This is a genomic window from Ignavibacteriota bacterium, assembly GCA_013285405.1.
Taxonomy (GTDB): domain Bacteria; phylum Bacteroidota; class Ignavibacteria; order Ignavibacteriales; family Ignavibacteriaceae; genus IGN2.
The window spans coordinates 1,070,204-1,085,177 of sequence record CP053446.1; the positions used below are offsets into that span (position 1 = coordinate 1,070,204).

17 protein-coding genes and 1 pseudogene are annotated in these 14,974 nt (G+C 33.9%); 5 read left to right on the forward strand and 13 right to left on the reverse strand.

Translation table 11 applies throughout. The features are described 5' to 3' along the window. Nucleotides 1-3: 3 nt before the first annotated feature. The 4 genes from HND39_04560 to HND39_04575 all read right to left on the reverse strand — a co-directional run bounded on the left by HND39_04560 (nt 4) and on the right by HND39_04575 (nt 2,898). Nucleotides 4-666, reverse strand: a complete 663-nt coding sequence (locus HND39_04560) for a metal-dependent transcriptional regulator (protein QKJ95608.1) — start codon at nt 664-666, stop codon at nt 4-6. A 139-nt stretch (nt 667-805) separates the two neighbouring features. After that, the gene (locus HND39_04565) at nt 806-1,339 is read right to left on the reverse strand and encodes a cob(I)yrinic acid a,c-diamide adenosyltransferase (GenBank protein ID QKJ95609.1); all 534 of its coding nucleotides are present in this window, start codon (nt 1,337-1,339) and stop codon (nt 806-808) included. Nucleotides 1,340-1,343: 4 nt separating this feature from the next. Next, the gene (locus tag HND39_04570) at nt 1,344-1,907 is read right to left on the reverse strand and encodes a DinB family protein (GenBank protein ID QKJ95610.1); all 564 of its coding nucleotides are present in this window, start codon (nt 1,905-1,907) and stop codon (nt 1,344-1,346) included. A gap of 37 nt (nt 1,908-1,944) precedes the next feature. Next, a complete protein-coding gene (locus tag HND39_04575) occupies nt 1,945-2,898 on the reverse strand; it encodes a Zn-dependent hydrolase (protein QKJ95611.1) in 954 nt (317 codons plus the stop codon). A 136-nt stretch (nt 2,899-3,034) separates the two neighbouring features. Between HND39_04575 and HND39_04580 the strand changes: the two genes are divergently transcribed. Next, nucleotides 3,035-3,307: a GlsB/YeaQ/YmgE family stress response membrane protein gene (locus tag HND39_04580; protein QKJ95612.1), complete on the forward strand. Its 273-nt coding sequence runs from the start codon at nt 3,035-3,037 to the stop codon at nt 3,305-3,307. A gap of 9 nt (nt 3,308-3,316) precedes the next feature. Continuing rightward, entirely contained in the window at nt 3,317-3,769 is a 453-nt protein-coding gene (locus HND39_04585; GenBank protein ID QKJ95613.1) for a MarR family transcriptional regulator, read from the forward strand. Between the two features lies 1 nt (nt 3,770). Here HND39_04585 and HND39_04590 read toward each other — a convergent pair whose 3' ends face one another. The 4 genes from HND39_04590 to HND39_04605 form a co-directional block, all read right to left on the reverse strand. Further along, nucleotides 3,771-4,511 carry an NAD-dependent deacylase gene (locus HND39_04590; protein QKJ95614.1) on the reverse strand — a complete coding sequence of 247 codons (741 nt, stop codon included), beginning with the start codon at nt 4,509-4,511 and terminating at the stop codon, nt 3,771-3,773. Nucleotides 4,512-4,869: 358 nt separating this feature from the next. Then, nucleotides 4,870-5,655: a hypothetical protein gene (locus HND39_04595; GenBank protein ID QKJ95615.1), complete on the reverse strand. Its 786-nt coding sequence runs from the start codon at nt 5,653-5,655 to the stop codon at nt 4,870-4,872. A gap of 14 nt (nt 5,656-5,669) precedes the next feature. Next, on the reverse strand, nt 5,670-6,662 hold the full coding sequence (locus tag HND39_04600) for an HD domain-containing protein (GenBank protein ID QKJ95616.1): 993 nt from the start codon (nt 6,660-6,662) through the stop codon (nt 5,670-5,672). Nucleotides 6,663-6,720: 58 nt separating this feature from the next. Next, complete coding sequence (locus tag HND39_04605; GenBank protein QKJ95617.1) at nt 6,721-8,208, reverse strand: PAS domain-containing protein; 1,488 nt, start codon at nt 8,206-8,208, stop codon at nt 6,721-6,723. A 342-nt stretch (nt 8,209-8,550) separates the two neighbouring features. Between HND39_04605 and HND39_04610 the strand changes: the two are divergent. Further along, nucleotides 8,551-10,513, forward strand: a pseudogene (locus tag HND39_04610) (DUF3520 domain-containing protein). A 45-nt stretch (nt 10,514-10,558) separates the two neighbouring features. Here the strand turns inward: HND39_04610 and HND39_04615 are convergent. From HND39_04615 to HND39_04630, 4 genes are all read right to left on the reverse strand, one after another. After that, nucleotides 10,559-11,728 carry an NAD(P)/FAD-dependent oxidoreductase gene (locus tag HND39_04615; protein QKJ95618.1) on the reverse strand — a complete coding sequence of 390 codons (1,170 nt, stop codon included), beginning with the start codon at nt 11,726-11,728 and terminating at the stop codon, nt 10,559-10,561. A gap of 87 nt (nt 11,729-11,815) precedes the next feature. After that, nucleotides 11,816-12,004: a 4Fe-4S binding protein gene (locus HND39_04620; protein ID QKJ95619.1), complete on the reverse strand. Its 189-nt coding sequence runs from the start codon at nt 12,002-12,004 to the stop codon at nt 11,816-11,818. Between the two features lie 108 nt (nt 12,005-12,112). After that, entirely contained in the window at nt 12,113-12,661 is a 549-nt protein-coding gene (locus tag HND39_04625) for a hypothetical protein (protein ID QKJ95620.1), read from the reverse strand. A gap of 74 nt (nt 12,662-12,735) precedes the next feature. Next, complete coding sequence (locus tag HND39_04630; protein QKJ95621.1) at nt 12,736-13,707, reverse strand: hypothetical protein; 972 nt, start codon at nt 13,705-13,707, stop codon at nt 12,736-12,738. A gap of 104 nt (nt 13,708-13,811) precedes the next feature. Here HND39_04630 and HND39_04635 point away from each other — a divergent pair, with 104 nt between their 5' ends. Further along, nucleotides 13,812-14,036: a DUF433 domain-containing protein gene (locus HND39_04635; GenBank protein ID QKJ95622.1), complete on the forward strand. Its 225-nt coding sequence runs from the start codon at nt 13,812-13,814 to the stop codon at nt 14,034-14,036. 246 nt (nt 14,037-14,282) lie between these two features. After that, nucleotides 14,283-14,390 carry a DUF5615 family PIN-like protein gene (locus HND39_04640; GenBank protein ID QKJ95623.1) on the forward strand — a complete coding sequence of 36 codons (108 nt, stop codon included), beginning with the start codon at nt 14,283-14,285 and terminating at the stop codon, nt 14,388-14,390. 224 nt (nt 14,391-14,614) lie between these two features. Here HND39_04640 and HND39_04645 read toward each other — a convergent pair whose 3' ends face one another. Next, nucleotides 14,615-14,839, reverse strand: a complete 225-nt coding sequence (locus tag HND39_04645; protein ID QKJ95624.1) for a DUF433 domain-containing protein — start codon at nt 14,837-14,839, stop codon at nt 14,615-14,617. Nucleotides 14,840-14,974 lie beyond the last annotated feature (135 nt).

The window sequence follows — 14,974 nt, forward strand, 5'->3', positions numbered from 1 at the left end:
AAACTATTGTTTAGCTACTTCTACAAAAACGTTTTCAGCAAGCTTGTGGCTAATATTGCAGTCTTTCCCTTTTACAATGATATGCATAGACTTATCAAAGTTTCTGACTTCAATAAGATTTATAATTTCATTCAATTCTATTCCAATTTCACTGATATAATTGAGAAAACTCTGATCAAAATCATTAACCCGAACAACTTTAGCACTTTCTCCTACTTTCAATAATGATAGAGGAATGTTATTCTTTAGTTTTGGGATTCTGCCTTCTTTCGTGGGAATCGGATCACCGTGTGGATCGAATTCAGGAAAGTCAAGCATTTCTTCCATACGATCAATTAATTCATCTGAAGACGAGTGTTCAAGATTTTCTGCTTCGTTGTGTACTTTATCCCATGGTAAACCAACTATCTGATGTAAGAACAATTCCCAAATTCTATGACGTCTCACCATGTTTTTCGCATACTCTTCACCACTTTTTGTAAGTCTTGTTCCTTTGTAACGTTTATAATCAACATAACCTTCATTGGAAAGTTTGCGAAGCATATCCGTCACGGCTGCTGCTGATATATTAAGCCGTTCAGCGATCTGGTTTACTTTTATTTCACCGCTGCTGTCTGCTGATTTATAGATTACACTTAGGTAATCTTCTTTTGATATATTTTTCATAATTAAGTTTATTGTTGATTCAATCTTAAGCATACTTAAATTTAAAGTCAAGCAACTTTAATTAAAATATTTACAATTTTAACAAATTTCGAAGGATAAGCCTTTAATTTTATAAAGTAGTGAAATGGAGAAAGTGAATCTAACTCTCGATTCCTCTTCTGGAAGTAATCCCCTTTTGGTAATAATGTTTAATTTCCTGCATCTCAGTCACAAGGTCTGCTAAATCAATTAATTCCTCAGGACAATATCTCCCGGTAAGAATCAATTCAACATTTTCTGGTTTCGATTTGATGAACTCAACAATATCTTTTGTTTCAAACAGTTTGAAATATATTGCCACGATTACTTCATCAAGAATTATTATATCATAATCTCCACTTAACATTTTATCTCTTGCTGTTTGTAATCCTCTTTTTGCTTTTGTTAATTCTTCTTCACTAGGTAATTCTTTTTTGTAAACGAATTCATCTCCGCCGAATTGTTCAACCGAAATCAATTCAGATAAATGCTTAAGACTTACTAATTCACTGTAAGGATATTCTTTCATAAATTGTGCGATGTAAGACTTCAAACCAAAACCAGCAGCACGAACTGCCTGCCCGATTGCGGCGGTTGACTTTCCTTTTCCGTTTCCGGTATAAATCTGAACGAATCCTTTTTTTAGTTTGTTCATGGATTTAACTTTTTGGAAAATCTTTATGGCTCATAACTCTTTCCGCCTGATTAAGATGCCGCTCATCGTGCTTCGAAATTATAATCAATACATCTCCCAAATTCATTCTCAATAATTTATTAGCCGGTGAACTTAGTTTTGTTTTTCTAATGTTCAGATGTTTCATTTTCTTCGCAAGTTGAGTCAGATTTTCAGAGGATTTAAAATAATTGTCAATGATATTTTGTGAGATACTGCTTGCATCCGGATAAAAGACTTTAAAAGTTTTTATTTTTCTGACGTTTGACGGATCAATACCTTTAGCTATCATTTTTCCAACAAAACTTTGCTTATACGGAAAATCTTTTTCTTCAGCATCAGAGACTGATTTCAGAATTCTTTCAATTTTATTTAAATAAAGCTTATTTGAATTTACAAGATGGGATATACATTCACCAATACTCCAGGAATCGGAACTTGGTTTCCAATTAAATTGGTTTTCGGATAGCTGTGAAAATGTTTTTAATACTCTTTCAGTATTAGTTTCGGTTGCTTTTATACAATCCTGAATTATTTGGTGTGAACTCAATGAAGACTCCGACTAAAAAATTATTTCGGAAGGAAAGTTAAACTTTTAATGTGAATGTTTCGCCAATATCCCAAAGCCCGACTTTGATCTGGTAATGTTTAATTGTGCGAGCCAACCAGTTTAATGGTTCGAAAATCATTTCGCCGCTGTCAAATGTTTTGGTGTGAATAGGAATAAAATATTTTGCGCCGAGATGATATTCAGCCATTACCAATGCTTCTTCTGGTGTACAGTGATATTTTCTCCATGGTTTATAAGCACCGATTGGCATGATTGCAATATCTACATTTTCCTCTTTGTGCTTTTTAAATTTATCAGCGAAAGTTGTATCACCGCCAAACAAAACCTTCTTGCCGTGTCTTTCCATAATAAAACCATTGAAGCTTCTGCCATCTATAAAATAGCCTGCTGATCTATCTTTCTCTCCCGGATAGCGCCATCCGAAATGCTGGACTTCAACACCTTTAAAATGTATTCCGTTAATATTAATTTTTTCATCCCAGTCAACTACACTTATTGATTTCCATTTTAAATCTTCAACAACATCTTTAGTATTATATGCAACTATGCAATCAAGTTCAACGGGATATTTTTCTGTTAATGCTTTCAAAGTTTTATAATCCATATGATCCATATGTGCATGCGAAAGTAATACAATATCGGGTTTGGGAATATCTTCAAGCATCAATGCTGGCAGACTTGCCCGTCGTGGTCCAAGTATATAACCTTCAAAATAAACTCCGACAGCTTCAAAGAATACCGGATCTGTAAGAATATATTTCCCCAAAAAATTAATAAGAACAGTTGCGTGTCCAATCCAGGCTATATTAATTTCATCATCTTTCCATTTTTCTAATTTCGGTCGTGATGAAGGAACAATCATATCAGCAACAGAAGGAGAAGTATTCATCGCTTTAATAATTTTGGGAGTCAGAATCATCGATCCTGCTCCAACGATTACGCTGCTCTTTAAAAATTTTCTTCTATCCATTTATTCTATTCTGTTAATCAGTTAATTATATAATATTTTTTTAAGCCAACAATCGGAATTAAAACACATTTCATTGATTATGTGTTTGATAAAATTTAGTTTGCATTTGTAAATAAATAATAAATATTTTAACAAAATGATAGACATTCTTATTTCTCTGATAATTGCCGGAATTGCCGGCTCAATTGCACGTTCTCTTTCCGGATTCAGCCGCGGAGGATGTATAATCTCAATCGTAGTTGGTTTTATTGGCGCATTTATCGGAACCTGGCTCGCACGAGAAATGCAACTTCCCGATCCAATTAGTATAACAATCCGGGGAACAACTTATAATTTATTGTGGACGATTATCGGTGCTGTTATTTTCACTGCAGTGCTTAGTTTAATTACACCCGGGAAGAACAAATAGAAAATTTCAATGGGTAATAATTATAAAGGTTCCAAAAAAGAAACCGAATCTTTGAACACTTATATTAAGCTGATTCGTTCGGCGGATTCAATAAGCTCAAAAATAAATCTTGAACTAAGCAATTACCGATTAACTGAAAGTCAATTTGGGGTTTTAGATGCTATCTTTCACCGGGGACCAATGAAGCATCGGGAATTGGGCAAAAAAATTCTTAAAAGCGGCGGTAACATTACAATGGTAATTAATAATCTTGAAAAGCGTGATTTGGTTCAGAGAAGAAGAAGCGAGAAAGACAGAAGAGAATTTATTATCCATCTAACACCAAAAGGGAGAAATAAAATCAAGGAAACGTTACCGATAATTGTTAAAAAGATTAAAAAGCATTTTGAAATTTTGAATAAAGATGAACAGAGAGAATTACAGGAGCTGTGTAAAATTGTCGGAATGCAAATCAGAAAATAGATTATACTTTCAGTTTGTATTCTTCAAATATTATGGGAAGTATTTCTCCTGCTTTTCCAAAATAAGAATAATTCACCGATGATGATATTTCTGTTTCTTCCAGATTTATTTCCACGATTGCTGCACCACTAGCTTTAGCTGTATAAACTAATCCGGCAGCAGGATAAACAACTGCTGAAGTTCCAACGACAAAGAAAACATCTGCTTTCATTGCTGCAAGTTCACCTCCCCGAAACTGATCCTCGGGAAGAAATTCTCCAAACCAAACTACACCTGGACGAATCAAACCACCGCAATCACATTTAGGGACTCCGTGAGAGAAGTCTAATTCTTCATCGTGATTCTTCTTACAACTTATGCAAAAATTTTTTTCAATGTTTCCGTGAAGTTCAAAAATCTTTTTGCTGCCCGCTCTGCGATGAAGATTATCAACATTTTGAGTTACAACGGTGACATCGTCGAAGTGGTTTTGCATTTCTGCAATTGTCAGGTGGGCTGCATTCGGTTTTGCTTCGTGAACAATTTTTCTTCTGTAATTGTACCACTCCCAAACAAGTTCGGGGTTTCTCATAAATGCATCAAAGTTTGCAAGTTCTTCTGGTTTGAACTTATTCCACAAACCTTCTTTCCCTCTGAAAGTAGCAATTCCACTTTCAGCAGAGATTCCCGCACCTGTGAAAAAAACAATTGATTTTGCTCCCTTGAGAATATCAATCAGGCTTTTATCAATCTTAATTCCCATATAATCTCTCTCAAAGACATTTTTAATTTTATTTCTTATGTGGACTTAAACTGATAATTGTATAATTTTTATTGAACTCCTACGGAGTTCGGTTTTAAAAGAGATTTTTCCCACTACTACAGATATTCAACTCCTAACGGAGTTGTTTTTTCTCTTCCTCCGCCTAAATAATAAATTTTCCGGATTAAATTATACTTTGGTTTCCTCGCTCCAGAGGAGCGACATATTTATATGAATATAAACCCTAAACAAACCCGCACTCCGTTAGGAGTGCAATATTCCCCTTATATTAATTTTTATCAAAAAAATCGAAAGAGTTCTCAATCGGATTTTCAGAATAAAAATCTAAATTTAATAATCACTCGAGTTCTTTATTTACCTCTTTTAAAAGCTGTTTAGCTTCTTTCAGATATTCATCATCATCTTCAAGAACAAACGGTGCGCTTTCAACTTTTAAAAGATTCTCTTTTGCAAGTTCATATTCATCTTCTTCGATATACGCTTTAGCAAGGTCAAGGTAAAACATTCTCATATTTGGTCTTAACTTAATCGCATTTTGAAATTCTCTTATTGCAACTTCCATGTCTCCCCAGCCTAATCCTAACGGAAGTCTGAGCAGATAAGCTTTCTCACAAACTTTTGCATGAGCTCTTGCAAGAACATAATGTGCAAGTGCCTGGATATAATTTCCACCATTATTGAGTTGGATTGCTCTTTCACAATCATCTTTAACATCATTCACAGTTCCGATGGCAGAAAAAACTCCTTCGAACAAAGCGATGCGTCCTTTTACAATCGCTCGTCTAACATAATTTACAGATTGATCTGGTGCAAGTTTAACAGCACTGTCAGCATAAGTAAGTGACTCTTTATATTTATTAAATTTTGCTTCTTCCTGCTTATCATTTCCTTCGGGCATTTTGTTTGCAATATCTACTAATGCTCTGCTTATTCGCCACATAACTTCCCAGTTTGCGGGTTTTAGCTTGTCTGCTTCTTTATAAGTCTCCAAAGATTTCTGATGCTGAAATTCAGTGTTGTATTTGTCTCCTTCCTTAATTAATTCTTCAAATGCTTGAGCAAGAAGACAGTGACTCAAAAAAACATAAAATAGAATTGCCAGAAAAAATGTAGAAATTTTCATGTCTCTCCTTTGCTTTAATCGAACAAAGATTTTTTTGTATTTTCTTCAGGAATATTCTCGAAGTTAAATTTATAAAGATCGGTATCAGCCAGATGAATAAACTTTGTCCAGTTTGAATCCGGTTTTAATTCTGATTCGACTGCATTTTTGTATGCATTAACTTTGGCACTTAACTCATCCGCCTGATACAACGTTATTGCTTCAGCAGTTTTTGGAACGACAGGTGAAGCATGTTCAAGTTTTCCCTGATGACTTAGTATTAAATGAATAAGATTGTTCTCCAATTCTGCAGTGAAACCCGGAATTTTTTTTATTTCATCACGGACAAGATTTGAAGCAATTACAATATGTCCGATAAGTTTTCCTTTATCAGTGTATTCAAATGCTGAGTAAAATGCAAGTTCTTCAATCTTACCAACATCGTGCAGCATGGCTCCCGAAACCAGTAAATCTCTATTGAGTTCCGGATGAAATTCACACATCAGTTCACAAATTTTGATTATCTCAAGAGTATGTTCAATCAAACCATGGATATAAGCATGATGCCAGGATTTTCCTGCGGGTGCTGTTGAAAAAAGTTCAAACCTGATTCCGCTAAAAATTTCTGATAGCAATTTATTAAGATGTTTGTTGGAAATATTTTTAATCTTTTGATTGAATTCTTTTTTCATCTCTTCCGGATTACGTTTTGAGTGCGGAAGAAAATCTTTTGGAAATACTTTATCTTTTTCAACAGCTAATCTGATTGATGAAACTCTTATCTGCAGAGAACCTTGAAATTCTTCAATTGTACCGGTTACTTTTACGACATCACCAACTTTTCCTTTTGCAGCAATCTCAGCAAATCCTTCCCAAATATTTGCATTCATTGAAGTTGATTTATCACCAAGTTCAGTAGAAAGAAAATCGCGGTCATTTTTTGTGCTGCGCAATTCAATTCTTCTGATTAACAGGAAGTGATCAACCCTGTCATTTTTTATTAAAGTTTTTAGTTCTGGCTGTTTCATTGATCAGAAATTAATTTATTGGTTATACAAACTGATGTCATTTTTTCAGGCTTATTTACTAACTAAATATCAGAGATTCAATTTTATCATTGAGAAGTTCAGTAAGTGCCGGCTTATCCTTAATTATTTTAACATTAAGTTCCTGATAAGCACTAACCACGTCTTCTGAAGCAGAATCAATAAAAACAATAAATGGAATCCTTATGTTTTTATGCTTGTTGATTGTTGATTTTATAAGTTGAAGACCATCCATTAATGGAAGATCGTGTTCAATTACTACAAGTGATGGTGATTTAGAAGATATTATTTCAATCGCTTCAAATCCATTTTCAGCTTTAAGAATCTGAAGATTCGGATAATTATTTTTAACTCCGTCTTCAATCTCTTGCAGAGCTTCTGCGTCATTAATAACAAGCAGGATATAGCTTTCTGCAGATGGCAAAGTGAAATGAAATTCACTTCCCTTCCCTTCAGTGGAAAAAAACCATATCTCACCGCCGTGCTTTTCAACAATAAGTCTTGAAAGTATAAGACCAAGTCCGCTTCCTTTTTCGCCTTTGGTTCCTTCGGTAGAAAAAAGTTTTCCGATATTAAAAATTTTATCGCGATTAATTTCTGAAATCCCGACGCCTTTATCCTTAATAATAAATTCAGTGAAATTATTATTGTAAATATTTGCGGATATTTCTACCGATTCGTTTTCATGCGAATACTTAATTGCATTACTAATAATATTCATAAATATTTTTGTTACCAGCCGTTCGTCAGCATCAATATGAAATGAATCCGGAATGTTGACATTTATATTTATATTTTTTCGAAAAGCCTGTGCTGTCAGATAGGATATGCATACATACGTAATATTCAAAGCGTGGAGTCTCTGTATATCTGTCTTTACTTTACCAGTCTGTATTTGAGACCAGTCAAAAAGATGGTTAATGAGTCTGAGCTGATTATTTGAAGAATCATAAATAAATTTTACATACTCAGCTTTATCTTTATCAGGAAGTTTTGTTTCGTTAAGAATAATTTCCGCAAAACCGAGAATACTTGTAAATGGTGCACGAAGATCATGCGAAAGTACGGACAGAAAACTATCCTTGGATGAATTGATTAACTCAAGCTGCTGATTTTCAATCTTCAAATTTTCTACTGACTGAATGTATTCCGAAACATCAGATATCACTCCAATTTTGTTTATGACTTTCCCATTCTTATCTGACACTAATTTAATTTTCTCAGATACATTAATGATCCTGTCATCTTTCCTGATTATCCGGTAATCTAACTTTATAGTTTTTCCTTCAGGGTTCAGAAGCCATTTATCAAGAGATTTCCGGTACGATGTTACGTCATCTCCGACAATTATTGATAACCAGCCGCCACGTTCACTCAACTCAGTTGTTGAATAACCCGTAACAGCTAAGAAGTTATCAGAATACGTTATGGACGAATCATTTGCATCTTCAACCCAGAAAAATAAATCATCGAAATGTTTAAAGACTTCATCAAAGTTGAAACCTGCACTTTTTTTCTTTTTGACCAAAGATTTAACGACAATCCTCTGCTTTCTTTTCTAAAAAACATACTTCAATAATAAAAAATAATTCTAACTTATAACAGAAATTAAGTTGGCACTGAAATTTAATATGTTTGAAATTGTTGTTTTAAAAAATATTTAACGACAATATCAATTTATGAAAGAATAATGGGAAATGATCAAACACAATATGCAACTGGATTATCTTACCGTTATTTGTTTATAAATGGTTTTATGTAATCTCATAAGAACTAAAAATTTCCGACTAAAAATTTTCCAGCCAGATTTTCCTGTTTGATTTGCCTGCATCTTCCGATTACATTTGAATTAAACATTCAGGGAGCTAACATGTTTACTAAAATTACTTTTCTCGCCTTATTAATTATATCGACTATCTCTGCAAAGAGTGGTGTTATATCCGGAAAGGTTACCGATGCTGAAACCGGAGAAGTTTTAATCGGTGCTAATGTCATAATATTAAACACAAATTGGGGTGCCGCAACTGACATCGAAGGATTCTTTAAAATAAAATCTGTTCCCCCGGGAATCTATGAACTGAAAGCATCTTATATTGGTTACTCTTCACAAACAATTAAAGATGTCAAAGTAATAGCTTCTGATAGTCTATTTATTGAGATAAAACTCAAAACTGATTTTAATTTATCAGAAATATTAGTCGTTGAATCAAAGCCGACTACGAACAAATATTCAACGAATTCATGTAAAGTCACAAACTCAGAGTTTATTCAAACTCTGCATATACGCGGTGGTCGAGGCAGTGAAGTACTTTATTATATTGAAGGAACAAATATTCAAGTCGGAGGTTATTCAGCAGAATTTAATCAGTGCTTGCAATCTGGACCATCAAATACGGAAGAGTACAGCACAATTGTTGAAAACGAATTCCTTAATGCATTCAGCAATCCGCTATCAACATTTTCAATAGACGTTGATGCAGCATCATATAGTAACGTTAGAAGATTTATTGATGCCGGACAACTTCCGCCAAAAGATGCAGTGAGAGTGGAAGAATTTATTAATTATTTTGATTATGATTATCCTCAACCAAAAGGTGAAGATCCGTTTTCGTTATTTACAGAACTCGGTGTTTGTCCATGGAATGAAAATAATTATCTGCTCCATGTTGGCATCAAGGGAAAAGAATTGATGGATGAAGAAAGAACAGATTGCAATCTTGTTTTCCTTCTGGATGTTTCAGGCTCGATGGTGCCAGAAAATAAACTTCCACTTGTAAAGAAAGCATTTAAGTTTCTTGTAAAAAACTTAAAACAAAATGATAAAATTGCAATTGTTGTTTATGCTGGTTCTGCCGGACTTGTACTTCCGGCAACTTATGGATATGAGAAAGATAAAATTTTTTCTGCACTTGAAACGTTAAATGCGGGTGGTTCAACAGCCGGTGGTGCCGGAATACAACTGGCTTATAAAATTGCTAAAGAAAATTTCATTGTTGGTGGTAATAACAGAATAATTTTAGCAACCGATGGTGATTTTAATGTGGGTGTTTCCAGCACTTCGGAACTTGTTAAAATGATTGAAGAAAAAAAGAGATGAAGGAATTTTCCTTACACTACTCGGTTTCGGAATGGATAATTATAAAGATGGAAGATTGGAAGAATTAGCAGACAAAGGCAATGGCAATTATTATTATATCGATAATATTCTCGAAGCTAAAAAAGTTTTTGATCACGATTTAATGGGAACACTGTTTACAATTGCGAAGGACGTTAAAATCCAGATTGAGTTCAATCCTTTCAAAGTTGAAGAGTATCGATTAATTGGTTATGAGAATCGTTTGTTGAAAAAAGAAGACTTTGCTGATGATAAAAAAGATGCCGGCGAGCTCGGTGCCGGACATACTGTAACGGCTCTGTATGAAATAGTACCTGCTAAAGTAAGATTAATATCAAATGAGTATGAAGATTTGAAATATCAGACAAGTAAATTAACTAACGAAGCTAAGGACTCAGATGAATTACTAACGTTGAAATTAAGATTTAAACTTCCTGATAAAGCTAACAGTAAGTTGATAACATCTGTTGTTTACAATAGAATATTTTCGCCAGATTCGCTCTCTGAAAATTTTAATTTCAGCTCTGCAGTCGCAGGTTTCGCAATGCTGCTTCGAGATAGTAAGTTCAAAGGTCAAGTCGATTATAAAATGATTGAAGAACTTGCAGAAAATAATCTGGGTGATGATAAATATGGATACAGAGATGAATTTATTTCAATATTAAAACGTGCAAAGAAATTAAGTGAGGGGCTTTCTTTGTTAGAGGATGGAAAATAAAGCTTTAACTGATACCTTAGCTCGTAGTGATAGTAATGGAAATGATTAAACAACAAAAACTTTTGCGATATCAACAAGAAGTGACGGTTGGTTAAATAATGCGGTTGTGAATAATCTTCCAAGCGTTCTTTTTTCATAAGGAATTTTATTGAAGGCGTGTGCAATGTTGTTAAACTTCTCATCCGAAAAATTGTATATGCCTTCTTTAATCCTGTTGAAGGTTTCGTGACGTTTACCAAGTCTTTCAGACCAGGCTTTGTCGTAAGTTAAAATATGATCAAGCTTGTTCATTTTGATTGCTTCGGCTGCGATAGTTCCGGCAATTTTTCCGCCGATCATTCCAGAAGCAATCCCTCCACCACTTAAAGGATTAACCTGTCTTGCTGCATCACCAACAAGCATAATTCCCGGAGAAGAAATTTTTTTAAGTGTGATTGCACATGGAACTCCGCCAGCAATTTTTGTCAGAACAGGTGCATTCGGATAATGCTTGTTCATAAAATCATCAAGAAAAGATTGAGCAGATTTTTTCTTACCAACTAATCCGCTGACACCAAGTCCAATATTTGCTTTGTTATGTCCTTTGGGAAATACCCAGAAGTAACCATTTGGTGCAACATCTTTCCCGAAGAAAAAATAGAGTGTGTTTTGATCAACAGGAATATTTGCCGCAGTAATTTGAACAGCGCTTTCCATATCACGGAAATCAATATAAGTATCGAGTCCTGCCCAGCGACCAACACGTGATTCAACTCCATCTGCAGCTATTACAACTTTTGCTTTGATTTCTTTTTGTTCACCATGATATTCATATTTAACACCAGATACTTTTCCATCATCAAACAGCAAGTCATTCACATAAGCACGAGTGAGAATTTCAACACCTGCATCTGCGGCAGTTCTCGCAAGTTCATAATCAAAAATTCTGCGTTCAAGTACATAACCTGCTTCTCCGAAATCAAGAATTACTTCTGTTTCATCTGGTGCATTAAATGAAAACTTGCTGATCTTCGCAGCAATCCATTTATCATCGGAAGAAATAAATTCTTCAACACCAACTTTACTGATTGCTTCTCCGCATCGAACAGGATATCCAACGTCTCTATCTTTTTCGAGCATCAAAACAGAAACACCTCGTTCAGCAGCAAAACGAGCAGCCATACTTCCGGCTGGTCCGGCTCCAACTACTATTATGTCGTACTCTTTTTTCATCATCTGGGTTAATCAGTTTGATCTGCGTCATCTGCGTTCCATTGTTTTTAATAGAACGCTGATTTCGCTGATTGAGCAGATTTTCGCTGATTACTCCATAACCCCTTCTCGATTAAATTTAATAACCTCTATAGGACAACTCCAAACACACTTGGCACAATTAGTACAACGCGGATCGATAATAAATATTTCTGCTTCTTTTAATTCGATTGCATCTTCGGGACAAACTCCAACACAACATCCGCAGAAGTCACACCTATCCGGAAGGATTTCAATCATTAACTTGCCTGTTTTTGCCTGACGGTATTGCATACCAATTAAAAATGAAAAATTAACAATTAAAAATTTGACAGATTCAAATTAAGGAAAGTGGTTGAGAGATTAAAACTAAGTTCTTTTAGTTAGATTAAACTCAAGACTGATTGATTCAGGTTCAACGTTAAAGTTCAATTCGAGCGGGTTGGAATTATCCGATAAATGATATGATAAATTTTGCGGAAGAATTTTCAACTCAAAATCTTTAATTATTTCGTACTGGGTCGAAAAGACAAATACTCTGGAACTATTTTCATAATTGATTACTTTGATGATATAAGTTTTGTCTTCATCATAAAATGTTTTAGCAGATACTTTCGGTTTATCTTCTTCAGATGCTGCTGCCAGAACAAGGTTATTTGATTTTCTTTGGGCGAAGTGCTCTTCTACCGGATAAAGATAAATAATATTAAGGTGTTTATAACTATCAATTCTCGATGCAAGTTTTTGCTTAACTTCAATCGGCAATTCATCAATCAAAGAATTTTTCAAAGAAGAATAAAACTCGATCTCATTATTAAAATCTTGTGAGTTCATCAGAAATTCCTTCTTCTCCTTTGAAATTAACTCCGGATAAAAAACATAATTGAAAATATCTTTTTCTGTTAACTGCATCTTCATATTTATTTATTGTTCTCTTAATTGCTATATATTTGAAAAACCTGATGATTCGGAAATAATATTGAGTGCAATAATTATTCCATTAACTGATCAGCGATATTCTGCTTCAGTAATTTTGATAAATATTCGAGAATGTTATGGTATTTCTGCTTATAACATTCTTCTGTTAGCCCATCAAAATGTACTGATAGATATTTATACAATCCCGGATTAACTCCGCCGTCTTTTAAATCTTCAGCCATATCTTTAATTGTTCTTCTGAATATTTTAACTTCCTCTTCAGACAACTTTCCCTTTGTCAAATAAGTTTCATTCAATTTCTTAAAAGTATTTTCTACCGCAAGATTAATCACAGTATTAATCTCAAATGTTTCGCTTTGTTCTTCAGTTGATTCGCTGACTTTGTAAAGAGCTATGTTTAATTCTTTAAGTTTATATATCAGTGCATTGAATGGAATGGCTGAAGAATAATCAGTATCGTTTGAAATGTAATTAAATAAATTGCTAAATAATTTGATCTTATCTGTAAATAACTCCGGCGGTAACTTTTCAAACTCATCGATTGGAATATTTTTACCACCTAACTCATTGTGATCTGAATTTATAATATAAATAGTACCAAGATAGCTGGCTTTTTTATAATCGTGTTTTTTGATCAGGTAATTAGCTGAATCCATAATTTTTGAAAAGATAGGGTCGGATTCTCTTAATATAAACGATATATGCTGTTCGACTCTTTTCTGAATGAGTTTATTTAAAAAGTATAACGCATCATCTTCAGTTTTAATTGGCGGCTGCCAGGAATTGAATGCAGATGTAATTGTGGTAAACTTTCCATTTTCATCACTTAAAAAAAGAGAAGCTATCGAATCGATTGCAACATCATCCAAAGAAAGTTCATCTCTTAAAATAATATTATGTACTTTTTTATAATTAAACCGAAGCACGTTCAATGCTACTTTATAACATATCTCAATCAATCTGTTCAAAGATTGCTGAGAATCCAGAGATGGGAGTAGTTGCAGAATTCGGTAATCTTTTTCCATTTTACTGTAGGAAATTTAGTAAGTTTTAAGCCAAATCTGAATTTTATTGCGCTTATCAACGCATCAAATATTTATTATATTTGCATTAAAAAAGGAATATCAATATGAAAAAATATCCTAGAATTACCGTTAATCCTCAAAAGATGGGAGGGGAACCTTGTGTTAGAGAATTACGAATGCCTGTCGCTACAATATTAGCTATGATGGCTGAAGGACGGAATGCAGACGACATTCTAAAGGAGCATCCCGAATTAGAACGTGAAGATATAAATGAAGTCCTAAGCTTTGCTTCTGAATTAATAACTGATGTTACGCAGAAAAGCAATTAGCAAAGAGATGACATCTTTATTTTTTATTAAATATTTAAACAAAAGTAACATTGACATTCCAATTTAAGTGCTTATTTAATCTATAAAAAGATGTCATCTCTCCATTTTGCGTAAGGTGAGTTAATAAGATTCAGAGAATTACCTTTAGCTGTGCAATGAAGTTTCTGATTGATAATAATTTGTCCCCCTTATTATCTATTCAATTGAATGAAGCAGGATTTGATTCAGTTCATTAAAGAGCTTAGAATGCAAACCTCAAGCGATGAGCAAATTTTTCAAAGAGCTTATAAAGAAGAAAGAATTATAGTTTCTGCTGATACCGACTTCGGATATATCTTATCTCAATGGAAGTAAAGTCTTCCTTCTGTTATTTTGTTCCGACACTTTTCAATGTTGCCTGATAAGCAAATTGTTCAGCTTCTACCAGTAATTAATACATTCAATAATGATTTACTTAAGGGTGTTCTTATCATCATAGAGCCGGATAAAACCAGAATTAAAAACCTGCCGTTCTAAATCTTTCTTAATATTCATTCTCCCTGCACTCCGTTCATTTTAAAAATTTTATTTTAATACTCTTATGCAGCAATAATCGGATGGTCTATCTTACGACTTGCATAAATCAATGCAGCTTTCAAATCCTCTTGTTCAAGATCAGGCATTTCTTCAATAATATGTTCACTTGACAAACCAGCAGAATAAAGTTCAAGTATGTCTGATACACGAATTCTCATACCTCTGATGCAAGGCTGTCCTCCACATTTTTCAGGATCCGAAGTAATTCTTCTAATTATCTCTTCCATTCATTTCCTTAAAACTTTAGTTGGAAATTTTCAATTATTATAAGAAAGGGCAAATAAAGTAATCCCTATTTAATTTCTCCCTTGGGGATTTCCCGAAAGAGATACCTTTGGCAAGGAGGGCTTCATTATAAAAAA

Coding starts and splice junctions, on each gene's coding strand:
- HND39_04560 (QKJ95608.1), bottom strand. CDS start 666: ATGAAAAATATATCAAAAGAAGATTACCTAAGTGTAATCTATAAATCA.
- HND39_04565 (QKJ95609.1), bottom strand. CDS start 1,339: ATGAACAAACTAAAAAAAGGATTCGTTCAGATTTATACCGGAAACGGA.
- HND39_04575 (QKJ95611.1), bottom strand. CDS start 2,898: ATGGATAGAAGAAAATTTTTAAAGAGCAGCGTAATCGTTGGAGCAGGA.
- HND39_04580 (QKJ95612.1), top strand. CDS start 3,035: ATGATAGACATTCTTATTTCTCTGATAATTGCCGGAATTGCCGGCTCA.
- HND39_04585 (QKJ95613.1), top strand. CDS start 3,317: ATGGGTAATAATTATAAAGGTTCCAAAAAAGAAACCGAATCTTTGAAC.
- HND39_04590 (QKJ95614.1), bottom strand. CDS start 4,511: ATGGGAATTAAGATTGATAAAAGCCTGATTGATATTCTCAAGGGAGCA.
- HND39_04595 (QKJ95615.1), bottom strand. CDS start 5,655: ATGAAAATTTCTACATTTTTTCTGGCAATTCTATTTTATGTTTTTTTG.
- HND39_04600 (QKJ95616.1), bottom strand. CDS start 6,662: ATGAAACAGCCAGAACTAAAAACTTTAATAAAAAATGACAGGGTTGAT.
- HND39_04615 (QKJ95618.1), bottom strand. CDS start 11,728: ATGATGAAAAAAGAGTACGACATAATAGTAGTTGGAGCCGGACCAGCC.
- HND39_04620 (QKJ95619.1), bottom strand. CDS start 12,004: ATGATTGAAATCCTTCCGGATAGGTGTGACTTCTGCGGATGTTGTGTT.
- HND39_04625 (QKJ95620.1), bottom strand. CDS start 12,661: ATGAAGATGCAGTTAACAGAAAAAGATATTTTCAATTATGTTTTTTAT.
- HND39_04630 (QKJ95621.1), bottom strand. CDS start 13,707: ATGGAAAAAGATTACCGAATTCTGCAACTACTCCCATCTCTGGATTCT.
- HND39_04635 (QKJ95622.1), top strand. CDS start 13,812: ATGAAAAAATATCCTAGAATTACCGTTAATCCTCAAAAGATGGGAGGG.
- HND39_04640 (QKJ95623.1), top strand. CDS start 14,283: ATGCAAACCTCAAGCGATGAGCAAATTTTTCAAAGAGCTTATAAAGAA.
- HND39_04645 (QKJ95624.1), bottom strand. CDS start 14,839: ATGGAAGAGATAATTAGAAGAATTACTTCGGATCCTGAAAAATGTGGA.